18 protein-coding genes are annotated in these 23,457 nt (G+C 61.7%); 14 read left to right on the top strand and 4 right to left on the bottom strand.

Annotated features, from left to right (window positions below):
- Positions 1 to 48: 48 nt before the first annotated feature.
- Positions 49 to 4,056: a DUF5801 repeats-in-toxin domain-containing protein gene (locus EN949_RS09215; protein ID WP_127371673.1), complete on the bottom strand. Its 4,008-nt coding sequence runs from the start codon at positions 4,054 to 4,056 to the stop codon at positions 49 to 51.
- Positions 4,057 to 4,373: 317 nt separating this feature from the next.
- Positions 4,374 to 5,012, bottom strand: coding sequence for a response regulator transcription factor (locus EN949_RS09210; protein ID WP_244506859.1), 639 nt, complete (start codon positions 5,010 to 5,012; stop codon positions 4,374 to 4,376).
- A gap of 709 nt (positions 5,013 to 5,721) precedes the next feature.
- Between EN949_RS09210 and EN949_RS09205 the strand changes: the two genes are divergently transcribed.
- The 14 genes from EN949_RS09205 (at position 5,722) to EN949_RS09145 (ending at position 21,306) form a co-directional block, all read left to right on the top strand.
- Positions 5,722 to 6,978: an aminomethyltransferase family protein gene (locus EN949_RS09205; protein ID WP_127366626.1), complete on the top strand. Its 1,257-nt coding sequence runs from the start codon at positions 5,722 to 5,724 to the stop codon at positions 6,976 to 6,978.
- A 143-nt stretch (positions 6,979 to 7,121) separates the two neighbouring features.
- Complete coding sequence (locus tag EN949_RS36455) at positions 7,122 to 7,310, top strand: hypothetical protein (RefSeq protein WP_245459270.1); 189 nt, start codon at positions 7,122 to 7,124, stop codon at positions 7,308 to 7,310.
- 30 nt (positions 7,311 to 7,340) lie between these two features.
- Complete coding sequence (locus tag EN949_RS09200; protein WP_245459271.1) at positions 7,341 to 8,015, top strand: methylenetetrahydrofolate reductase; 675 nt, start codon at positions 7,341 to 7,343, stop codon at positions 8,013 to 8,015.
- Entirely contained in the window at positions 8,012 to 8,878 is an 867-nt protein-coding gene (gene purU / locus EN949_RS09195; RefSeq protein WP_013529881.1) for a formyltetrahydrofolate deformylase, read from the top strand. Before EN949_RS09200 ends, purU begins: the two co-directional genes overlap by 4 nt.
- 55 nt (positions 8,879 to 8,933) lie before the next feature.
- Positions 8,934 to 10,139: an aminotransferase class V-fold PLP-dependent enzyme gene (locus tag EN949_RS09190; RefSeq protein WP_127366627.1), complete on the top strand. Its 1,206-nt coding sequence runs from the start codon at positions 8,934 to 8,936 to the stop codon at positions 10,137 to 10,139.
- A 13-nt stretch (positions 10,140 to 10,152) separates the two neighbouring features.
- Complete coding sequence (locus EN949_RS09185) at positions 10,153 to 11,112, top strand: D-glycerate dehydrogenase (RefSeq protein WP_127366628.1); 960 nt, start codon at positions 10,153 to 10,155, stop codon at positions 11,110 to 11,112.
- Between the two features lie 79 nt (positions 11,113 to 11,191).
- A complete protein-coding gene (gene glyA / locus EN949_RS09180; protein WP_024505107.1) occupies positions 11,192 to 12,466 on the top strand; it encodes a serine hydroxymethyltransferase in 1,275 nt (424 codons plus the stop codon).
- A gap of 319 nt (positions 12,467 to 12,785) precedes the next feature.
- Positions 12,786 to 13,973, top strand: a complete 1,188-nt coding sequence (locus tag EN949_RS09175) for a porin (RefSeq protein ID WP_127371049.1) — start codon at positions 12,786 to 12,788, stop codon at positions 13,971 to 13,973.
- Positions 13,974 to 14,433: 460 nt separating this feature from the next.
- Positions 14,434 to 15,225 (top strand): AraC family transcriptional regulator, encoded by a 792-nt coding sequence (locus EN949_RS09170; RefSeq protein ID WP_013529886.1) that lies wholly within the window; start codon positions 14,434 to 14,436, stop codon positions 15,223 to 15,225.
- A 237-nt stretch (positions 15,226 to 15,462) separates the two neighbouring features.
- A complete protein-coding gene (locus EN949_RS09165) occupies positions 15,463 to 16,353 on the top strand; it encodes an aromatic ring-hydroxylating dioxygenase subunit alpha (RefSeq protein ID WP_127371050.1) in 891 nt (296 codons plus the stop codon).
- 379 nt (positions 16,354 to 16,732) lie between these two features.
- Positions 16,733 to 17,752 (top strand): BMP family protein, encoded by a 1,020-nt coding sequence (locus EN949_RS09160; protein WP_013529887.1) that lies wholly within the window; start codon positions 16,733 to 16,735, stop codon positions 17,750 to 17,752.
- A 32-nt stretch (positions 17,753 to 17,784) separates the two neighbouring features.
- Positions 17,785 to 19,308 carry an ABC transporter ATP-binding protein gene (locus EN949_RS09155; RefSeq protein ID WP_013529888.1) on the top strand — a complete coding sequence of 508 codons (1,524 nt, stop codon included), beginning with the start codon at positions 17,785 to 17,787 and terminating at the stop codon, positions 19,306 to 19,308.
- Positions 19,305 to 20,381: an ABC transporter permease gene (locus EN949_RS09150; RefSeq protein ID WP_127371051.1), complete on the top strand. Its 1,077-nt coding sequence runs from the start codon at positions 19,305 to 19,307 to the stop codon at positions 20,379 to 20,381. The genes EN949_RS09155 and EN949_RS09150 overlap by 4 nt, the downstream gene beginning before the upstream one ends.
- Positions 20,374 to 21,306, top strand: coding sequence for an ABC transporter permease (locus tag EN949_RS09145; RefSeq protein ID WP_013529890.1), 933 nt, complete (start codon positions 20,374 to 20,376; stop codon positions 21,304 to 21,306). Before EN949_RS09150 ends, EN949_RS09145 begins: the two co-directional genes overlap by 8 nt.
- A 10-nt stretch (positions 21,307 to 21,316) precedes the next feature.
- On the opposite strand, the gene EN949_RS09140 is transcribed toward EN949_RS09145, so the two are convergent.
- Together EN949_RS09140 and EN949_RS09135 are read right to left on the bottom strand one after the other, a co-directional pair.
- A complete protein-coding gene (locus EN949_RS09140) occupies positions 21,317 to 22,237 on the bottom strand; it encodes an ABC transporter permease (protein WP_082826540.1) in 921 nt (306 codons plus the stop codon).
- Positions 22,237 to 23,286: an ABC transporter permease gene (locus EN949_RS09135; protein WP_224621515.1), complete on the bottom strand. Its 1,050-nt coding sequence runs from the start codon at positions 23,284 to 23,286 to the stop codon at positions 22,237 to 22,239. Before EN949_RS09135 ends, EN949_RS09140 begins: the two co-directional genes overlap by 1 nt.
- Positions 23,287 to 23,457 lie beyond the last annotated feature (171 nt).

The raw sequence follows: 23,457 nt of genomic DNA, 5'->3' as shown, positions 1-23,457 counted from the left end.
CGTGCGGGAAGGTTGGGGGCAGCATTGGCTGCCCCCCGTTGGCCAGTGTCAGGCGACGTCGACAAGTATGTGCTGCATCGCTGTCTGGTCCGCGTCCGCGTCCGCCACTTTGAAGGCGAAGTCGAGGTGGGCATCCGGCGTCTGGGTCGAGGTCGAGGTGAAGCCGATGTCCGTGATCTTCAGCACGTCGTTGTCGGTGGGGTCGAAATTCACCAGGTTGGTGGTCGCATCGCTGCCGCCACCGGCGCCGGTCGTCGGGTTCAGGTTGATTGCCGTGTTGTTGCCGGTGATGCCGTTGCCCGACTGCATGATCTGGACACCCTGCAACACGAAGTGCTCGCCGGCCGCGTTGTAGTCGTTCTGCTCGATGATCACGAGGCCGTCATTGTTGTCGAGCGTGAACTCGCCGCTGTACGGGGCCGGGACGTGACCCATCTTGAAGATGTCGGCATTCTGCACGTACATCGCCCTCGTAATCGAGACATCGTCGAGCGTCGACGCCGTGCCCTTGTCGTCGATCAGGTTGAGGATCAGCATCAGATCCTCGCTGTTGCCGATGCCATCGAACTTGATGGCCATGGTGCCGGCGGTCGCTGTCGGCTGGGTAGCCTCGTTCTGACTGTTGATACCGACGTTGCTGTCGAAGAACCGCAATGTGAGCAGTTCGCCTTTCTGGATCGTGTCACCGGCGACACCGTTGGTGCTCTGCGTCGCGGATACCCAGCTTTCATTGGCGTTGCTCACCATCTCGTGACCACCTAGGGTGAAGGTGGCGTCGCCGGATGACCCCTCGCCATTGGCTGTCAAGCTGAACGGGTTGGCTTTGTTGATCAAGTTGCCCGTGAACTGCACGTAGAAGTTTTCGTTAGCCGGCGTATTCGGATCATCAGCCTGCAATTTTTCCAGCACGATCTGTGGGTGGCCCGTATTGCCGAGGGGCTCCTTGGACAAGAGTTGGCTGGTGTGGATAACGTCGAAGCTGAAGCCTTCGAGAGGGTCGGTCAGGTGGATGGTATAAGTATCGGCAATCTTGTCGAAGACGAGGGTGCCGCCCGCCGTCCCGGTCTGGGTGCCAGCCGCCGGATCCTTGTCGTAGGTGAAAGTGAAGTTGAACGTCGCGGAGGTAAGGCTCTCCGACGCCAGCGTCACCTCCGAGGTGAGAATGTTACCACCGCCGCCGCCGGTGATCGTGCCGGTGAGCCCGATCTGGACGCCGGCAAGCGCGCCATTCTGGTCGACAAAGTCAGAACCACTCGCATAGAACGCGGCCGGATGAGCATCCGCGCCGATGTCGTACCCGAAGGCTCCGGTGGCCGACGCGTTGAGTGTGTTGGCCAGAGTCTCGGGGGTCCCGATACCGTTGCCGGCGTTCTGGTCACCGTCGAACGGCACTGTGATCGTCGGCGCATCATCCTTGAAGACGAGGCTTGTACCGATGTTGACACTGTCCGAGGCCTGGTCGCCGTCACCGTCGGTGATGATCGCCGTCAAGGTTACGAGATCATCGGCTGCCAGCGATGTTTGCTGATCCGGTCCGGTGTCGGGCGAGTGTATGACGGCACGTGCCTGATCGAGCGTCACGGTCCCGTCAACAGCCACGCTCACCGTGAACACAATATCGCCAGCGGCTGAACCGGCACGACCGACCACCTCGCCGCCTTCGACGAAAAGCAGGACGGACAGGCCGGTCAAGGTGTCAGTGAGGCCGCTAACGTTCGTAACCTGATTGATGCCGAGCGCATAGCTGATAGCGTCACTATCCGCGCCGGCGTTTGGGGTGAAAACGGTCGCGAAATCCGCACTGTTGGCACCCAAGTTGGACTCGTCGACGGTCAGCGTCGGCTCGGTGCCGGTGGTCGAGATGCTCGGGCCATCATCCTTGAAGTTGAGGTTCTGGCCGATGTCGAGGCTGGCCGACAGGTGGTCGCCATCCTTATCGGTGACGGTCGCGGTGAGCGTGACCAGATTGTCGGCGGCCAGGCTGGTGCTGTCGTCGGGGTTGCTGGCGTCGGCATGGACCACCGCCCGGAGCTGGTCGAGGGTGACGGCGCCGGCGGCGCTGACGGAGACGGTGAATACGAGGTCGTTGGAGCCGATGGTGTGGCCTTCGACGACGCTGCCATTGAGCGAGAGGACGACCGCTTGGCCGGTCGCCGTGTCGATCAGACCCGAAGGGCCTGCCACGACGCCCAGTGCGTAGGTCAGCGTGCCGGCCCCGTCGGCGCCGAAGCCCGAACTGAAGTTGGCGGCAAAGCTCTGCGTATCGTTGGTGGTAAGAACCGACTCGTCGACGGTCAGCGTCGGCTCGGCGCCGGTGGTCGAGATGCTCGGGCCATCATCCTTGAAGTTGAGGTTCTGGCCGATGTCGAGGCTGGCCGACAGGTGGTCGCCATCCTTGTCGGTGACGGTCGCGGTGAGCGTGACCAGATTGTCGGCGGCCAGGCTGGTGCTGTCGTCGGGGTTGCTGGCGTCGGCATGGACCACCGCCCGGAGCTGGTCGAGGGTTACGGCGCCGGCGGCGCTGACGGAGACGGTGAATACGAGGTCGTTGGAGCCGATGGTGTGGCCTTCGACGACGCTGCCATTGAGCGAGAGGATGACCGCCTGACCGGTCGCCGTGTCGATCAGACCCGAAGGGCCTGCCACGACGCCCAGTGCGTAGGTCAGCGTGCCGGCCCCGTCGGCGCCGAAGCCCGAACTGAAGTTGGCGGCAAAGCTCTGCGTGTCGTTGGTGGTAAGAACCGACTCGTCGACGGTCAGCGTCGGCTCGGCGCCGGTGGTCGAGATGCTCGGGCCATCATCGTCGAAGTTGATGTGGGAGCCGACCTCTTCGCTATAGGCGTTGGTGCTCGTCGCCGAGAAATGGAACTCGGAGATGTCGCACCCCTCGTTTGCATCGACCCCTTTGACCGTCAGCCGATCCATTGGGCTGCCGGTGGTGATATCGACGGTGGTGGTGTTGTCGAGCCCGGTGATGGTGACGGCGTTTCCGGTCCCGCTGAGCCCGGTGACGGTGATGTTGCCGCTGCCGGTCGCATAGGTGCCATCGACAGTGATGACGGACGCAAACCCCGATGTACCCGTCAACTTGATGCCGGTGATATCCACGGGGCTGGTCGTGGTGCCGTCAAAGAAGTTCGTGCCTTGGTCGTTGCCCGTATTGTTGAAGGCGCTGACGGTGACGTCCACACGCGCAGTCGGAGTGGAAGGTGTGATCTGGCTGATCGTGAACCCGGCCTGCGTGATGGTCTCGATGTGGTTGCCGTACTGGATTTGCGACGCACTCCCTGCGTTCAGGGTACCGCCGGTGACAAAATCGACCTGCAGCGTTTCGTTCGGATTGATGCTCTGGTTGTTGATGCCGAAGCCCTGTTCGCTGACGTTGGCACTGCCACCGTTCAAACCGATTACCAGCAGCTGCTTGGAAGCGTCATTGGCCGAATTGATCAGATAGAAATCATTGTTGCCGGGCGCGGCGGCTGAGCCCAGAAAACTAGCCACGGAGGTGCCGGTGACCGACGCGAACACCTTGTTGGTCAAACCGATACGATCGTCCGGATTGGTCGCGTCCGGATTGAGCAACGGCACATACTCGACCGTGTACAGGTCCGCATTGGTGGCGCTGGTGCTGACCAGCCCAAACGAGAAAGCGAGCGGGCCGGTTGCGGCCGGTGCGGCCGACGGGTCAGAGGTGCCGATGACACCGATTACGACGTTTGCATGGGGCGGGTCTGCGTCTTTGAACAGCCAGACATAATTGCCATCGACCGTCTGAATGCCGCTGTTGACGCCGACGGTGGTGGAAAACGGGGTTCCGGTGAGATTCTGGGAGAGAACGACCGAGGTGATGGTTTCTCCCGCACTCGCCGAGGCCACGACGAAGTTGGCCTGGAAGGCGACCTCCGGCGAGGTCAGCCCACCCGGATCGTCGAGACTTAGGAGATATTGCACCGTGGGGTTGGTATCGTAAGGCGGAATGGCCGGATTGATATCATCGTCCGTAAATCCGGTGGTCTCGTCGAGGACGATGTCCTGGGTCAAGATGTCGAGTGCCATGGAGATTCTCCTTGGTTCAAAATTCTCTCTGGAAAAGGGATGCAGCCCCTAATGCCGGAAATGCACCTACCCCGGTGCAGCCGGTCGCATACTGAAATGCGCCCCTCCAATTTCATTGTGCCGCCGGCGCAGAGGGCGCGTCCATTCCCGCTTCGATAGTATTGCGGTCAATGTCCGCACCTGATCGAACGATATATATCCTTCGATAGGTCAGGTTGACGGGCGCTGCGGGGAGGTCGCGCAGGCACGCGCCAGATGCCGCCAGACGGCTCTGCGGCCGTTGCCGTGCGTACAATGTCGGTGCGAGTGGAGAGTGTTCAGAGCAGGCCGGTTCGGCCCATTCCCGGACGCTCGGCGGCTTTGCCGTGCGTCATCCAGGCCAGTTCCGCCCGGCCGCCTAGGTGCAACTTCTCGTAGACGTGATGCAGGTGCATCTTCACCGTGCCTTCGGATAAATGCAGCCGCTGCGCGATGGTCTTGTTGCGCAGCCCGCGCGAGACGAGATCGGCGATTTCGGTCTCCCGCCCGGTCAGCCGGGACATTGGCTGCGGCTGCGAGCCGGGCATCAGCAGCTGCTGGACGATCTTGTTGTCGATCCACTTCTTGCCCGCCGCCACCGCATTCACGCATTCGATGAGAAAGCGGTGGCTGATGCCGTCCAGAAACAGGCCATCGACGTCGAGCGTCTGTATTTCCCTGACATCGAGCCTGCCGGTTGGCTGCACGATGAAGATGATGCCGAGAGCGCTGTTGCCGGCCTTCAGCCGTGAGGAAAGACCTGATGTCTGCTGATCCGCGAGATCCACGCCTACGATGACCATATCAGGCTGATGGCGCTCCACATGAGCGAGAACGTCCACAGGGCGGCGACACTGGGCGACAACATCGTGTCCAGCCTTCTGCAACACCCATTCCAGACCGGCGAGATATACCCCCCGCGGGTCCGCGACAACCACTGTTGACATGCGAACACCGTCCGTAAAAAACGCAACGAACTTGGTTAAATACCCGTAAAATCAGGAAACCAGAGCCCACATCGATTGTCAAGGAATAGCTAATATACATATTGCTATAATCTACGACGGACCGGCGGGCTCCCTCGCAGCGTAGCAGGCCGGCTGACGATTCTGCGGAGGCGATGCTGGACTTGGTTGAAATGCCAGCGTTTCGATTGCACGTGGATCCGCGGAATCGAAGTCGAAATCGCCGGACGTCTCACCGCACTCCTGGGTGAGAAATTTGCTAGCGCCAGCGCGCTACCGCCTTTCCCCCCACGCGTCGAGCTGCCAATTCAGGCTTCGATGCTACGGCTGAACGGGCCGAGCTTGTGCGGTGAGACGGCGTTACCTGGTCGACCGCAAGCGAGCATTTGCCGGTGAAGGCTGACAGCGAAAGCAATCCGACGGCGGCTTCAAATATTCAGGTTGAACTGCGGGTATGCCGTCGGCAACCGGGGGCATTCCGAAAAACGCTGCGAAGTGAAAGTCTCACCCAAGATACGGATGAGGCAAGAGACATCTGACTGAGCGGGTTGCTGCTCGCAGGAAGCCGTCCCTGCGGTCTGCGCGTGGATGGTTTCGTTTCCATGGCGCGAGGTGCGCTGTTCTTCAGCCGTTGTCGTCGAATGTTGCAGCAAAGTGCCTTGCGACTGGGAGGAGACCTGGAATGAACGACATCAAATTCACGTCCGGCCTGAGCGTGGTGGCAGATGCCCATGTCGCCTTTCGCGGCACGCCCTTCGTCGAACGGACGGCGCCACTGAACCAGAACGCACTCTGGATGCGCTGGGACAGGAACATGGTCGTCGATTGCTACTCCGATATGGTCGAGGAACTGGCTGCTATCCGCAACAGGGTGGCCATGGGCGACATGTCACCACTGTCGAAATATGTCATTGCCGGTCCGGATGCCGAGAGGATGATGGATGCGCTCATCCCGCGCGACATCAAGAAGCTGCAGGTCGGCCAGATCTACTATGCACCGTGGTGCGACGAGAACGGCCATGTCGTCGGCGACGGTCTGGTTTTCCGCATGGACGAAACCACCTTCCGCGTTTCCGCCGATCCCGGCCTTTTCTGGTGGAAGCAGCATGCCGAAGGCCTCGACGTCCGTGTCACCGACATATCCGATAGCTACGGCATCCTCACCTTGCAGGGACCGCGTTCCCGCGAAGTGCTGGAGGCTGTCACCCAGTCCGTGCAGGAATTGCCGTTCTCTCGCTTGGCCATCGTCACAATTGCCGGCAGACGGGTCGAGATCCTGCGCCAGGGTTTTACCGGCGAGCATGGCTATGAATTGTGGGTCAAGGCGGATGACGGCGCCGCCGTGTGGGACGCGGTCGAGGCGGCAGGCAAGCCTTTTGGCATCCTTCCTGCCGGCGCCTGGGCGCTCGACATAGCACGTCTCGAAGCCGGGCTGCTGATCGTTGGCTACGACTATACAAGTGCCGGCCCAGACCATGGCGGCGCCAGCATTCAGGCAGCTGGAAAGTATCGTGCGTCGCCCTTCGACCTCGGCCTGGGCCGGCTGGTCGACTTTCGCAAGGCCGATTTCATCGGCAAGGCGGCGCTGCAGCGCATGTCGAACACGGGTGACCATCGCCAGCTCGTCGGGCTCGACATCGACTGGTCGCAAGCCCTCGACGGCAAGGGGCTTGAGAGCAATGCGCCCGGAAATCTGCGGCGCGTGCAGTGGTATCCGCTGAAAGCCTTTCGCGGCGGGAAGGAAGTTGGGCACGCCAGCAGCGTCGCCTGGTCACCTTCGACCGGCAGGATGATCGGCTTCGGCCATCTGCGGCGTGAGGCCGCCGAGACCGGCACCGAGATCACGCTGAAGTGGAACAAGGATGGCGTGGCGGCCGATGTCAGGGCGCGTATCGTGGCGCTGCCGTTCCTGTCGCTCAAACGCGCCGCCAACGGGTAGCGAAACGCTGTTTCAGAACTGAGAGTCCTGTCGTTGCATCCTCCCGCGACGACAAGCCGGGCAGCTGGTCTGCCCGGCTCCCATTGCCGCGGCCTACGGTGCCGCGAAATCGTGAAGCTGGTCGGGAGAGACCTGGAAAGATCATGAACGACATGCGCCAAGAGCTTATCCAGACGCGAGGTTCGGCTACATTTGCGTTCGACGCGGAGGTGTCGATCGAACTGGCGCCGGCGCAGGCACGCACCTTTGCGCCACCAGCCGACTGCTTCCCGCTTGGCTCGCGCGTCTTTCTTACTCACCTTCCCGGCAAGCCCGAGGCTTTGCAAATCTAAGCAGCGCGCCGGATCAAGGAGTTGGGCTTTGTGCCGGTGCCACATCTGGGCGCGCGGAACTTCAATTCGGAGCAGGACTATGTCGATCTTGTCACCGCCCACAGTCGAAACGGGATAAGCGAAGCGCTCTTTCTTGGCGGCAATCCGGCTCTCTTTCCGGGGCCGTTGGGAGAGGCAACCCAGTTGCTCGCCCATCCCGTGGTCAAAGACAGTGCGATACGAACCGCCTTCGTTGCCGGCTATCCGGAAGGGCATCCAAGCATCGTCGAAGCCGTGCTGACGGACGCATTGCGGCGCAAGCTCGACATCTGTGCCGAGCGGTCGCTGGAGGCCAGGGTCGTATCGCAATTCGCCTTCGATGGCGACACGATCGCCGCCTGGGCGAGCAGTCTGCATACGGCGCATCCCGGGCTGCCGGTTCATGTTGGTCTGGCCGGTGTGACCAGCCTTACCAAACTCATCCGGTTCGCCATGATGTGCGGTGTCGGCCCTTCGATCGCGGCGCTGCGGCGTTCCGCCAGCGGCCTCTTCAACATCGTGGCCGACCGGAACCCAGCCGAGATCTTACAAACCATGGCGGCAAGCTACCCGGCGCCGACCGCGCCACTACACCTCCATTTCTTCCCATTCGGCGGATGGGAAAAGACGCTTGCCTGGTTCGCCGATTATCGCGAGGCGTGCTGGCCGCGGGTCAACGAACGATGAATTGTGCAGCGCTTCGACTGTCGTTCATTCTGACGCTGTCCTGCGAAGACCAGGCCGGGATCGTGGCGGCAGTGACGACCGAACTCGCCAACCTTGGCACGAACATTGCTGAAAGCAGCCAGCATTGGGACAGGGCCTCGAACCGTTTCTTCATGCGCATTGCCTTTTCGGCGCCCGCCTGGGTGTCTGCCGATGCCATCACCAAGGGACTTGCGCCTGTGGTGGATCGCTTCGGCCTGAGCAGCCGCCTGCTTGAGCGGAGCCGTCGGCCGAAAATCGTCATCATGGTCTCGAAGTTTGACCATGCATTGCTTCACCTCATCTACCAGATCCGTGTTGGCTGGCTCGAAGCCGAGGTCGCAGCGATCATCTCCAACCACGAAGACAGCCGCGAAACTGCGGCATGGGCTGGCATTCCCTACCACGTCTTGCCCATCTCGAAGGAGAACAAGCAGGAACAGGAAGGCCGGATACTGGCGGTGATCGAGGACGTCGGCGCCGACCTCGTCGTCCTGGCTCGCTACATGCAAGTGTATTCCGACGACCTCGCGGGGCGCCTGTTCGGCAAGGTCATCAACATCCACCATTCGTTCCTGCCAAGCTTCAAGGGCGCGCGGCCGTATCACCAGGCTTTCGAGCACGGAGTGAAGCTGATCGGCGCCACGGCTCACTATGTGACCGCCCAACTCGACGAGGGGCCGATCATCGAGCAGGAAACCGAGCGGGTAACCCATTCCATGAGCGTCGAGGATTTTATCGCGGCCGGCCGTGACATCGAAAGCCGCGTTCTGGCGCGTGCCATCAAACGGCACCTCGAAGCCCGCGTGATGATCAACGGACGAAAAACGGTTGTGTTCGCGTAAGGCGGCAACACCGACCCGTGTGTGGCGATGCTCATATCAACAGGAGAACCAGATCATGAAAAATGGAACGGCGCATCTCTTTATCCCGGGTCCGACCAACATTCCCGACGCTGTGCGGCGGGCGATGAACGTGCCGATGCAGGATATGCGCGCACCGGATTTTCCGGAACTGGTGCTGCCCTTGTTTCGCGACCTGAAGCAGATCTTCAAGACCGAAACCGGCAGCGTCTTCATCTTTCCGGGCTCAGGCACCGGCGCCTGGGAAGCGGCGATCTCCAACACGCTCAATCGTGGCGACCGGGTGCTGATGTCGCGTTTCGGCCAGTTCTCGCACCTGTGGGTCGATATGGCCGAGCGCCTTGGACTTGAGGTCGATTGCATCGATGTCGAATGGGGTGAGGGGGTTCCGCTCGACGCCTATCGGCAACGGCTGGGCGACGACAGGGGCAGCAAGATCAAGGCGGTATTCGCCACCCACAACGAGACCGCGACCGGCGTGACGTCCGACGTCGCCGGCGTGCGTGCCGCGCTCGACGAAACGGCTCACGATGCGCTGCTGTTCGTCGACGGCGTCAGCTCGATCGGCTCGATCGATTTCCGGATGGACGAATGGGGCGTCGACCTCGCCATCACCGGTTCGCAGAAAGGGCTGATGCTGCCTGCCGGTCTCGGCATCCTGGCGGGGAGCGCCAAGGCTCTGGAAGCGCACAAGCAGTCGCGCATGGAGCGTTGCTATTTCAGCTTCGAGGATATGCAGGCTTCGTCCAAGACCGGCTTCTTCCCCTATACGCCGCCAACGCAGTTGCTGCTTGGCCTGAGAGCCAGCCTCGACCTTATCTTTGCCGAGGGACTGGAGCAGATTTTTGCCCGGCACCACCGGCTCGCCGAAGGTGTGCGCCGCGGCGTGCATGCGTGGGGACTAAAGCTCTGCGCCAACGAGGAAAAATGGTGGTCGGATACGGTTTCGGCGATCGTCGTCCCCGAGGACGTCGATGCCAGACAGGTCATCGCCAACGGATATTCCAGATATCGCACATCCTTCGGCGCGGGCCTCAGCAAGGTGGCTGGCCGCGTGTTCCGCATCGGCCATCTCGGCGACCTCAACGAGGTCATGTGCCTCGCCGCCCTGGCCTCGGCGGAAATGTCGTTACGCGACGCCGGAGCCCGAATCGAGGCCGGCTCCGGTGTTGCCGCTGCGCAGGAATGGTACCGCGCCGAGATCGGCCGGACCTTGCAGCCGCGGCACGAACGCGCGGCTTGAGAGGATCGTAGCCATGAGCAAACCGAAGGTAATCGTTACCCGGCGCTGGCCGCATGAGGTCGAACAGCGCCTTGGCGACCATTTCGATGTCACGCTGAATGAAGCCGATCGGCCCTATGAGCAACAAGAGCTTCGCCAGGCCCTGCTGCTTGCCGATGCCGTGCTGCCGACCGTAACCGACCGGCTTGGCGCGAATCTCTTTGCAGGCGGAGTCAGGACAAGAATACTTGGCAATTTCGGTGTCGGCTTCAACCACATCGACATTGCCGCCGCCAGCGCAGCAGGGCTGATCGTCACCAACACGCCCGCCGTGTTGACCGATGCCACCGCCGATCTCGCCATGACGCTGCTTTTGATGTGCGCGCGCCGTGCCGGAGAGGGCGAGCGCGAGCTGCGCTCCGGCAAATGGACCGGCTGGCGGCCGACGCATCTCTGCGGCACCCAGGTCAGCGGCAAGACCGTCGGCATCATCGGCATGGGAAGGATCGGCCAGGCCATGGCCAGGCGCTGTCACTTCGGCTTCGGCATGGAGGTCGTCTTCTTCGACAGCCAGCCGGTTCCCCACCCCGGCATGCCGGCGCGGCAGCTGGCGACTGTGGACGAGGTGCTGGCGGCCTCGGATTTCGTGTCGCTGCATTGTCCGGGCGGTGGCGAAAACACCCGCCTCATCAACGAACGTCGTCTTGCCCGCATGAAGAAATCAGCCTTCCTGATCAACACCGCGCGTGGCGATGTGGTGGATGAGGACGCACTGGTCCAGGCGCTGCGTGAGCGTCGGATTACTGGTGCCGGGCTCGACGTGTTCGAGACGGAGCCGTCTGTGCCGCGCGCCTTGACGGAGCGTGAAGATGTCGTGCTGCTGCCCCATCTGGGTAGCGCCACCAGCGAAACGCGCATCGCAATGGGCATGCGGGTGATCGACAATCTGTCGGCCTTCTTCGAAGGCCGCACCCCGCCTGACGCGGTGAACTAGCTCCCCGTTTCAATTCCAACACCAGGCAATGGCGACGCCGAAAACCGTGTCCGCCTTTTGCCGCCAGGAGACGAGCAGAATGACCGGCTTTTTCCAGAGGAACCTCAAGCTCCAGGATGCGGTGGTCGCCGATGCGATTGCACGCGAGATGGGCCGGCAGCGGTCCGAAATCGAGCTGATCGCATCCGAAAATATCGTTTCGCCGGCTGTGCTGGAGGCACAAGGCTCGGTGATGACCAACAAATATGCCGAGGGCTATCCGGGGCACCGCTACTACGGCGGCTGCCAATATGTCGATCTGGCCGAAGCGGCTGCCATCGACAGGGCCTGCCGGCTGTTTGGCGCGGCGCACGCCAATGTGCAGCCGCATTCCGGCGCCCAGGCCAATGGCGCGGTGATGCTCGCCATGCTGAAGCCGAGCGACACCTTCATGGGTCTGTCGCTCGCCGCCGGCGGGCATCTGACGCACGGTGCCCGGCCGACACTGTCGGGAAAGTGGTTCAACGCCGTGCAATACGGCGTGCGCCAGAGCGACTGCCTTATCGACTATGAGGAGCTGGAGGCCAAGGCGCGGGAAACACGGCCAAAGCTGATTATCGCGGGTGGATCGGCCTATCCGCGCATCATCGACTTCAAGCGCATCCGGGCGATCGCCGATGCCGTCGGCGCGCTGATGATGGTCGACATGGCGCATTTCGCCGGCCTGGTCGCCGGCGGTGTGCATCCCAACCCGGTGGAGGTCGCCGATATCGTCACCACCACGACGCACAAGACGCTGCGCGGCCCGCGCGGCGGCATGATCCTGACCAACAACCAGGACATCGCCAAGAAGCTGAATTCGGCGGTGTTCCCTGGCCTGCAGGGAGGCCCGCTGATGCATGTCATTGCTGCCAAGGCCGTTGCCCTGGGTGAAGCCTTGGAGGACGGGTTCAAGACCTATGCCCGGCAGATGGTGGCGAATGCCAGAAAGCTGGCCGCGACGCTTGGCGAGCGCGGATTCGACATTGTCTCCGGCGGAACCGATACGCATCTGCTGCTGGTCGACCTGCGCGGCAAGGGCCTGTCCGGCAAGGACGCGGAGGAGGCGTTGGGCAGGGCAGGGCTGACCTGCAACAAGAACGGCATTCCTTTCGATCCGGCGCCGCCTGCCGTCACCTCCGGTATACGGCTGGGCACACCGGCCGCCACCACGCGCGGTTTCGGCGAGGGCGAGTTTGCCCGTGTCGGCAATCTCATAGCCGACGTGCTGGATGCGGTCGGAACGCAATGGGGCGCCGAACAGGAGAAGGCGGCTCGGCGGTCGGTCGAGGAGCTTTGCGAGGCATTCCCGATCTACGAGCCCAGACCCGGTTGACCGTCCGGGGAGCGCGCCACAGGCAGATACATGGCTGCCGCGGACAGGGCATTAGCCACAGATATGGTTTTGCGTAGCAGCGCCATTCGTGACGAGTTGCGCCTGTCCTAACGTCATCGCGAAATCACCGCATACATCCACCGCCAAGTTTGTCGTTCGAGCCATTTTGCAAGCAATTTCCGTCGATTGACGGAAGTGGCGCCTTCGGCTGCGGACGGCAGGAGGAGCTTGGATCCATGGGTGCGGCGTTTTCCGGGGAGCGGGTTGCCAGCCTCGAAAGATACCCTGGCTTTTTTTGATCTTTTGAATGGAGAGGAAAATGAACATTAAGAGCCTTCTTTTCGGCTCAGCTGCGGCTCTGATCGCAGTTTCCGGTGCGCGCGCCGCCGACGCCGTCGTTGTCGCCGAGCCGGAACCCGCTGAATACGTCAAGATCTGCGACGTCTACGGCGCCGGTTACTTCTACATCCCCGGCACCGAAACCTGCCTGCGCATCGGCGGCTATGTCCGCTACGACGTCGGCGTGGGTGATGCCGGTTCGTTCGATGGCGTCAATCACGTTCCTGACAGCATGGGCGAAGACGACCACTCGACCTACTGGAAGAATGCCCGCTTCAACCTGAAGACCTGGACCGGCCAGGAAACCGAACTCGGCACGTTGAAGACCTACACCGAGACCCGCTTCAACTTCGGCAACAGCTTCGGCGACTATGCCAACCAGGCCACGACCAACGACAGCCGCAACAACTGGCAGGCCCGCAACACGGGCATTACGCTGAACTTCGCCTGGATCCAGCTCGGTGGTCTGCGCGTCGGTAAGGACGACCCGGCCTTCGACACCTTCATCGGTTACGCCGGCAACGTCATCAACGACACGATCGTCCCCTATGGCGGCTTCGACAGCAACGTCGTCCAGTACTACTTCGACCTCGGCAACGGTTTGTCGGGCGTGGTTTCCCTCGAAGAAGGTAGCGGCAGCGCTGGCCCGACCGGCGTCCCGCCTTTCACGTACATCAGTTCGGGTTACGACACGATCGACAGCTATGTCCCGCATGTCGTCGGCGGCGTGAAGTACACGCAGGGCTGGGGCGCGATCACGGGCGTCGCTGCTTATGACAGCACCTTCGAAGAATATGCCGGCAAGGTTCGCTTGGACGTGAACGCTTCGAGCGCTCTGTCTCTGTTCTTGATGGCCGGTTACGGCACCGACAAGAACATCGACCGCAACTTCTATAAGCAGTGGGGCGGCAACTGGGCAGTCTGGGGAGGCGGCACCTACAAGTTCAACGAGAAGACCTCGTTCAATCTCCAGGTTTCCGCCGACGATGACAAGAATTACGGTGTCGCGGCAAACGTTGCCTACGATGTCGTCCCCGGCTTCACGGTCACGGCCGAAGTTGACTATAACCACGATGGCAAGTTTGGCCAGATTGACAACCGTAACTGGGTCGGCGCTACGAAAGAGAATAGTGTCGGCGGCCTCCTCCGCTTCCAGCGCGACTTCTAGCGGATTGTTGTAGCACTTCGCCGAAATATACGAATGCTCTGGGCAAGCCGGCCCAGTGAGCTCATCGGGTGGCTCCTCTCAAAATGCTTGAGTCCGTACCTCCAAGACCGAAGCGCGCCGCCGATGCGAAGGGCGCCTTTGACCAAGGCGCCCTTCATTCCGGCTATGTCCACCAGTGTGATCCCACCCGAGTGACGACGACTGGCCAGCGCGGCTCGACGTCGATCTCGACAAGCCGTTGACCAGCGAGCGTTCAAGGGCGGCCTCTCTGGAGATCGCCTGGCGGATCGCCTCGGCTAGCCTGGGCCTGTGCGCGTGGAAGCATCGGTCTGCCGCCATGAGCAGGTTGATTGGCGGTATCTTGCGTCACGAGGCCATAGCTTCGACAATTGGAGACGCAGCCGGAACGCGGATCGACTTCATTTGCATGGCACCGGCAGTCTGACAGGGGGAAGCCGATATGCGCCTGCCACCGATCGACCTTAGCCGCGAGAACACCTTCGGCGAACTAACCTATGAGAATGGCGGCGACTACGGGCCGATCGGTGGCGACTATCTGGCCTTCATGCTTGTCCACGTCGGATCCCTGACGCTCGAGGCGGATGACAGCGTCCTGCAACTGGAGGCAGGACAATGTGCTCTGTCGCTCACGCGTGATCGCTACATGACGTCGGTGGCGCCGGAAACGCTGACCCATGTCAGCTGGTGCGATGGCCGGCCGCAGAACGCGGCGTGGCTGTACAAGGAGCGCGAGAAGTTCGCGCCGTTCATCGTCGCCTCGCCGATGGTCCACACCCTCATGCAGTTGGGTGTTGATCTTGGCCTCGGCGAGCGCGGCGGCCGCAGTGGTGTTCGCGAGTCGCTGACCAACGCCTTGCTCCACGCCTTCATCTACGAGGCCGAGGTGATCGAGGCGGAGCGGCCGATCCCGCAGACGATCCTGCAGGCACGCCGTTTCCTCGAAGAGAACTTTGCCGCCGATCTGTCGATCGAGCGGGTGGCGCAGCAGGTGCGCGTCAGCCCGCAATATCTGGTCTCGGCGTTCAAGAAACATCTCGGCATGACGCCGGCCAAATATCTGTGGCGTTGCCGCCTCGATTACGGCACGCATCTGCTGCAGCGGACAGGACTGTCGATCAGCGAGATCGCCTACCAGGTCGGCTACAAGAACCCCTATCATTTCTCGCGGCAGGTCAAGCTGGCGTTCGACTGTTCACCGACCGAGCTCAGAGAGCAGAAGCGCAACGCCTGATGGTTGCCCACGTGCCTCCGGGTGACGAGGCAAGCATTGCCTCCAGAACCGGCGGGTGAACTGGCGATATGCTTTCCTCAAGAGCGGACATGGCGGTTTTCCAGGCACAAATGAATTGTCGGGCAATCAGGGTTGATCCGGCGTCAGGCAACGGACCGATGTCTTGCAACCTGGTTGCCGGTCGCGCCTTGGCCAGATCCGTTCACCGACAACAGACATTCCAGGCTGGACAGCACCATGAGCAATTTCTCTCATCTCGATCCCGTTGCGCTCAACGACTGGCATGTCGTCGCCTGTGTCGAGGACTTGCCGATCGATCGGGCGGTGAGGACGGTCCTGCTCGGTGAGCCGATTGCCGTTGGCCGGCGCGAGGGCAAGGCCGCCGTCTGGCAAGGCCACGCTACCGTCGAAGCTGCCCAAACAGAGCTACCTGTCATCGAGCGGTTCGGCTATGTCTGGACGACGCTCGGCACGCCGGAGCGCGACCTGTTCGAGATTCCGGAATTTTCCGAAGCCGATCGCCGCCACATCATCCAGGGCGTCGTAAGGGTAAACGTATCGGCGCCCAGGGCCGTCGAGAACTTTCTCGACATGGGGCATTTCCCATTCGTCCACACCGGCATTCTCGGCGAGGAGCCGCACACCGAGGTCAAGCCTTACAAAGTGCAGGTTTCGGCCGAGCCACCCGAAATAATGGTCACCGATTGCGAGTTCTACCAGCCGCAGGCGAATGCGGGTTCGACGACAGGGGCCGATACGGAATACATCTACCGGGTGCCGCACCCGTTCTGCGCCGTCCTTTACAAGACGGGGTCTCGGCAACGCGACCGACGCGACGTCATCGCGCTGTTCGGACAGCCGGTCGAAGAGGACTGGGTGCTCGTCCATATCGTCATCTGCTTGCTGGATGAGATCCGCGACCTCGCGACGCTGAGGCGATTTCATCAGACCATCCTGGGTCAGGACAAGCCGATCCTGGAGAATCAGGTTCCGAAGAGGCTGCCGCTGGATTCCCGTTCCGAGGTGCCGATCCGCGCCGACGCCGCGTCGGCCGCCTACCGCCGCTGGCTGCGCGAAAGGGGCCTGCGTTATGGCGTCGTGGCCGGCAACGGTATCGGCGCACACTAGAGCCGGATGATTTCAGGTCGAATCGACCTGAAATCGGAATCCGCCTCTAGATCAAAGAGATAGAGCATGATGTCTGGACAAACGGTTTCCGTTTGTCCGTGAAAACCGCTTCACACTTTTCGGCACTATGCTCTAGTCATGGGCGCATTTTCGGACATGATTAATTGTGGATATGCGCGAAAGAAATCGCAGCCATTGTTAGCCGACCTTCGCCGTGGAAGTTTCGGACCTAAGCCGGAAGACCGGCTGCCAACAACGCCATGGGGACGTTGTCCAGGCGATCGCCGCCTCCAAGTAGGCAACCGGAAAAGACAAGAACATCCGGATGACGACAGGGCGGCATTGGACAGTTCTCGGACTGGAATGAGAGGATCAAGCGATGACGAATACCATTACGCGACGCACGGCAATCCTGGGCACGGCGGGCGCCCTGCTTCTGTCGGGGCTTGTACGCTCATTCGCGGATGTCCCAAAGACGCTGAAACTGGCTGTTATCCTGCAGGACCTGCCTGACGTCGGCTGGGACCGGACGCTGCTCGACGCGCTTGAGCAACTGAAACAGGAAAGGCCCGAGGGGCTGGAGATTGCATGGGAACATACCGATCCGCTGTACGGAGACGATGCTGAGAACGCCATGCGTTTCTACGCAGAGAGTGGTGAATACGACATCATCTGGGGCCATGGCACCTATTCGGACCAGGTCCAGAAGCTGAGTGTCGAGTTCCCCGACCTGATGTTTGTTGTCACCGGCTCCGGCAATCACCCAGCCGGGCCAAATCAATACTGGATCTACAAGCGGCTGCATGAGCCTTCCTACCTGCTTGGGATGCTGGCTGGCCATACCACCAAGACAGGCATGGTTGGCATCGTCGGCACCTTTCCAGCCAATGACGTCAACGACCAGATCAATGCGTTCTTCGAGGGTGCAAAGTCGATCAGGCCGGACATCCAGCATCGGCTTTCGTTCATCGGCTCGTGGTCCGACAATGCGCTGGCGGCTGAGCATGCCAATGTGCAGATCGCGGCCGGCGCCGACGTCGTTTTCATGCTGACCGACAATTTCAAGCCCTGCCAGGAGCACAAGATCATGTGCTTCGCCAACATCAACGACCAGAGCAAGGTCGCGCCCGACGCCATTGCGTCCAGCGCCATCATCAGCTGGAAGCCCGATCTCAACTGGATCATCGGCGAATGGCTGAAACACAAGGCCGGTGCGCAATTCAATGGCAACGCCGAACCGAAATGGTTTTCGATGGCCGAAGGCGGCACCGACATCGCACCCTATCATGATTTCGACGGCAAGATCCCGCAGGCGGTGAAGGGCGAAATATCTGCCAAGCGGCAGGAGATTCTTTCCGGCAAGTTTGTCGTTCCGCTCAACACCGCCGAGGTGAAGTAAGACACATCAACCAGGCAGCCCGGTGCGACCCAATGGAAGACCTGCTGAACGTTCAGAACCTTACCAAGCGATTTGGCAGCGTCATTGCCAATGACGGGGTTAATCTCGATATCCGCAAGGGTGAGATCCACTGCCTTTTCGGTGAAAACGGGGCAGGCAAGTCGACGCTGTCGTCCTGCCTCTACGGCTACTACAAAGCCGATAGCGGCGAGATACGCTTCAAGGGCGAGGTGGTGGAATTGAGCTCTCCCGCCGATGCCTTGCGGTTAGGCATCGGCATGGTTCACCAGCATTTCGTGCTGGTGTCGAACTTCACCGTGCTCGAAAACATCATCGTCGGCAGTGCCGATGTCGGGTTGCTGCTGAGGAAGGCCGATGCCCGCCGCAGGGTTCTCGGCCTCTGCAGGGACTGCGGCATCGACATCGACCTCGATCGCGAAATCTGGCAATTGTCGGTCGGTGAACAGCAATGGGTGGAAATCCTCAAAGCACTCTATTTCGGTGCCGAGCTGCTGATCCTGGACGAACCGACGGCGGTCCTGACGCCGCAGCAATCCGACCAGCTCTTCGTCATCCTTGATGGGATGCGCAAGCGTGGATTGTCGATTGTCCTGATCAGTCACAAGCTGCGCGAGGTGATGCAATCCGACAGGGTCACCATCCTGCGCAAAGGCAAGGTCGTCGCTACGGTGGACACCGCCAATACGACAGCCGAGGCGATTACCGCCCTCATGGTCGGGCACAAGGTGACGAAAAACGTCAGGGACAATTCCGTCACGCCGGCGGGAGAAATCCTCTCGGTCGAAAAGGTGTCGGCGGTTGGCGAATGGGGCGAGGATGTCCTCAAGGACGTGACGTTTACCGTCGCCGCCAACGAGGTTCTCGGGCTGGCTGGCGTTGCCGGCAACGGCCAGAAGGAACTGTTCGAGGTACTGATGGGGGTCCGCGCGCTTCAATCGGGCGGTTTCTCGCTGGAAGGAAGCCCGGTCACCGCGCCGACGTCTCGCCAGATTCTCGACAGCGGCGTGGGTTTCATTCCGGACGATCGTTTCCTCGAAGGGTTGATCCCGGAGTTCGGAACCGCCGAAAACCTTGTCCTCGGCTGGCAGCGATCGCCGGAATATTGTCGTGGTCCGTTCCTCGATCGCCGCAAACTGGCTGAGTTGGCGAGGCGCAAGATCGACGAATACAAGGTCGCGACCGCCTCGGCGGACCTCCCGGTGGAGCGACTGTCGGGGGGCAACGCGCAGCGTGTCATTCTTGCCCGCGAGTTCCAGCATGCGCGGCGGCTGTTGCTGGCCAACCAGCCGACGCGAGGGCTCGACGTTGCGGCCTCCGAATTCGTCTACGAGAAAATCCTGGAAAAGCGGGCCGCGGGCTTTGCGATCCTCCTGGCCTCAGAGGAACTCGAAGACCTGCTGCGCCTTTGCGATCGCATAGCGGTCATGTTCAAGGGCCGGATCATGGGCATCGTGCGACCCGAGGAGACCAGCCTCCTCGAACTTGGAATGATGATGGCAGGCGATGCCAGCCAGCTTACGCAGGGAATTCAATGATTTCATTTCAACGACGCTCGGGCAGCAGCCTGGGATGGAACGTCGTCTGCTATTCGGCGGCGATATCAGGTGCTCTCCTGGCTTCCGCTGTTTTGCTGAGGCTTTCCGGCGGCGATCCTGCAAGGGCCTTCACGGCCCTGATCGTCGGCGCATTCGGCAGCCAAGGCGCATTGCTCGGTTCGCTGGCGAAGGCGACCCCGCTGTTGCTTGTCGGGCTGGGCACGGTGTTCGCATTCAGGGCCAAGATCTGGAACATCGGCCAGGAGGGGCAGGTGTTCGCCGGCGCGATGGCCGCCTATTGGGTGAGTTTCTGGATAGCGCCATTGCCAGGCTGGCTGGCCGTCTGCACACTCGCGCTGGCCGGAATGGCGGGCGGCGGCGTGCTCGGCCTGTTGGCCGGCGCACTGAAAACCAGGTTCGGCACCAGCGAGATCATTTCGACGGTGATGCTGAATTACGTCGTCATGTACCTGCTCGCCTACCTTCTCGATGGCGGCCCCTGGATGGCGACAGGCGTGACCGTATCCTATCACCAGTCGCCGCCCATCGATCCAAGTCTGGAGTGGCCGATCCTCTTGGCTGTTGGGGCGGGAAAGCTGCATGTCGGCTTCCTGTTCGCTCTCGCCGCCTCGGCATTCGCAGCGGTGCTGCTCGACAAGACGTCGCTGGGCTACGAAATCCGCGCGTTCGGCTCAAACCCGACCGCGCTGACGTTTCGCGGCACCAATGTGCGCCGGCTTCTGCTGACCGTCATGCTGATGTCGGGGGCCCTGGCGGGACTGGCTGGCGCCGGCGAGCTTTTCGGTATCTCGCACCGGCTGCGTGCCGAGACGCTGCTTGGCATCGGCAGTTCGGGGATCGTCGTTGCCATGGTGGGAGGACTGCGCCCGAGCGGCGTGATGATCGCCGCCCTGTTCTTCGGCGCGCTGGAAAGCGGCACGATCTACATGCGGCTGAAGAGTGGCACGCCGGCAGGCCTGGTGTCGGCGATGGAAGGGCTGGTGCTTTTGTTCTTTCTCAGTGCCGCCGTCGCAACGCGCCTTCAGATCGTGAGGAGGGAAGTCCATGCTTGAGCTGCTGCAGGGCCCGCTTCTGATAAGCCTCCTGGCGGCGATGGTCCGCATTGCCACGCCATTGCTTTTTTCGGCAATGGGCGAACTCGTCACGCAGCGCGCGGGCATCTGGAACATCGCTGTCGAAGGCACCATGCTGATTGGCGCCATTGTCGCCTACATGGTTGCCTCAACAACCGGATCGCCTTGGCTGGCTCTGGCGATAGCCATCCTGGCCTGCGCCGCGAGCAGCCTGATCATGTCGTTCGTCACGATTGTTTTGAAGGCCGAGCAATTCGTAGCCGGCCTTGCCCTTAATCTCCTGGCATCGGGCGTGACGCTGTTCTGGTTCCAGGCCTATATTGGCGGTCGCGAGGCGCCGACCTTCATCGGCTTCGACCAGGTTCCGATCCCCTATCTGTCGGATATTCCGATCCTGGGGCCGGTGCTGTTTTCCCAACGCCTGCTGACCTATGTCAGCTTCCTGGTGCCCATCCTCGTCTGGTTCTTTCTCTACCGAACGAAATACGGCCTTGAGGTGCGCTGTGTCGGCGAAAATCCGAAGGCGCTTGACGTCAAGGGCCTGCACGTCGGCCTCAGGCAGTGCCTCGCGATCATGTTCGGCAGCATGATGTCCGGCTTCGGCGGCGCCTTCCTGATGCTTGGCTATTCGGACAAGTTCGTTCCCGATCTCATTGCCGGCCGCGGCTGGCTGGTCGTGGTCGCGATCATCGCCGGCAACTGGATGCCGTTCCGGATCGTTGGAGCGATCTTCATCTTCGCGTTTCTGGAGGCGTTGGGCATCCATGCGCAAGTGGTGGGGATTCCTGTCCCCCACCAGTTGTTCCTCGTCTTGCCCTATGTGGCGTCACTTGTGCTGCTTGCGGGCCTGCGGTCGCGCACCCATCAGCCCGTGGCGCTCGGCATTCCCTACAACAGGGAATAGATCCTGCTGCTCAACCCGCCGGGCGGAAAGGCTTTGCTAGCGAAGCCGGGAAGTGCAGCGCCAGCATTTGCCGGTTTCGCGAGATCAGCACCAGAACGATGATTGTCGCGAGATAGGGCAGGGCCGAGAGCAGTTCGGACGGCACTTCCAGTCCGAGCGCCTGTCCCTGCAGCTGGAGGATCGTCATGCCGCCGAACAGCCAGGCGCCAAGCAGGATGCGCAGCGGGCGCCATGTGGCGAAAACCACCAGCGCCAGTGCGATCCAGCCTTTGCCGGCAGTCATGTTCTCGACCCAGAGCGGTGTGTAGGCGACGGACAGATAGGCGCCCGCCAGGCCAGCCATCGCCCCGCCAAACAGCACGGCCATGTAGCGGATCCTGATCACGGGATAGCCGATCGCATGCGATGTCTGCGGTGACTCGCCGATCGTTCGCAGGATCAGCCCGGCCTTCGTGCGGTAGAGAAACCAGCTGATGGCAGCGAACATCACCAGAGCCAGGTAGACCATCGGATCGAAGCGGAAGAGCAACGGACCGATCAGCGGCAGATCGGACAGAACAGGGACGTTGATGCCGTGCAGCGCCTCGATAGGCTCGCTGCCGAAGCCGCGGCCAAGGAAGGCCGACACGCCGGAACCGAAGATGGCCAGCGCCAGTCCGGCCGCATATTGATTGGTGAGGAAGGTCAGTGCCAGAACGCCGAACAGCAGCGAGGCGGCGGCACCTGCCAGGGCGCCGGCCAGGATCGCAACCGGCATTGGATAGCCTGCGGTTACGGCCCAGAAAGCCAATGCCGCGCCCATCAGCATCATGCCTTCGATGCCAAGGTTAAGCACGCCGGACTTCTCCACCACGAGTTCGCCGAGTGCCGCGAATATCAGCGGCGTGGCGGCGATGACGGTGCCGGTGAAGATGGCGATGATCAAGTCCATCAGGCTGTCTCCAGCGCGTGCGTGTCTCGGGCCGGCCGTATCAGGCGGATGCGATAAAAAATGAAGAAGTCGGCGGCGAGCAGGAAGAACAGAAGAATGCCCTGGAAGATGCGCGTCAGCGCCGAGGGCAGGCCCAGCGTCATCTGCACGCCTTCGCCGCCGAGGAAAAGCAGCGACATCAACAGCCCGCCAAGCACGATGCCGAAGGCGTTCAGCCGGCCGATGAAGGCGACGATGATGGCCGCGAAACCGTAGCCGGGCGAAATCTGCGGCGAGAGCTGGCCGAGCGGCCCGGCGGCTTCCGCCATGCCGGCGATGCCGGCGGCCGCACCACCCGCCATCAGCCCGATCCAGACGGCGGCAGATTCGCGAAAGCCGGCATAGCGGGCGGCAAGCGGTGCCGCTCCGCTCACCGACATCTTGTAGCCAAGGAAGCTGCGGTCAGTGAACAGCCACATCACGAACACGGCGACGACGGTGATGAAGATCGAAGGGTTGAGCCGATAGGCCGGGTCGAAGGATTCGAACAGGGCGGCTGTCGGCAGAAGTGCCGTCTGCGGGTAGTTGAAACCGGCCGGATCGCGCCACGGTCCATGCACGAGATAGGACAGGAACAGCGTCGCGATGTAGGTCATCATCAGCGTGACCAGGATCTCGTTGGTGTTCATGCGGGCGCGCAGGAAGGCAGGGATCGCCGCCCATGCCATGCCGGCGCCCATGCCGGCAACGAACATCAACGGCAACAGCAGCACGCTGTCCGGGTTCGGCCAGAAAAGACCGACGCCGCTCGCCGCAATCGCGCCCATGGTGAACTGGCCCTCGGCGCCGATGTTCCAGACATTGGCGCGGAAGCCGATAGCCAGCCCACACGCAATGAGGATCAGCGGCGAAGCCTTGAGCAGCCATTCCGACAAACCGTTGAGGGAATTCAACGGCTCGACAAAGAAGGCGTAGAGCGTCGGCAGCGGATCGTGTCCGAGCGAGGCAAAAAAGATCGAGCCGACGACCAGCGTCAAAACCGACGCCAGCACCGGCGCCGCGACGCGCATTGTTGCCGAAGGCTCCGGCCTTTGCTCAATCCTGAAGCGCAACGTCGCCACTCCCAATTGCCATTTGATCCGTGCTCATCGTTCGACCGGTCATCAGCAGCCCGACCTCTTCGCGGTCGGTCGTCTTGCGTATCAGCGGCGGTGACACGCGCCCCTGGCAGATCACCAGAA

This window comes from Mesorhizobium sp. M7A.F.Ca.US.007.01.2.1 (genome assembly GCF_003998165.1).
Classification (GTDB): domain Bacteria; phylum Pseudomonadota; class Alphaproteobacteria; order Rhizobiales; family Rhizobiaceae; genus Mesorhizobium; species Mesorhizobium ciceri.
Note: the sequence above shows the minus strand (reverse complement) of the source record. Positions and strands in the feature narration are given on the sequence as shown.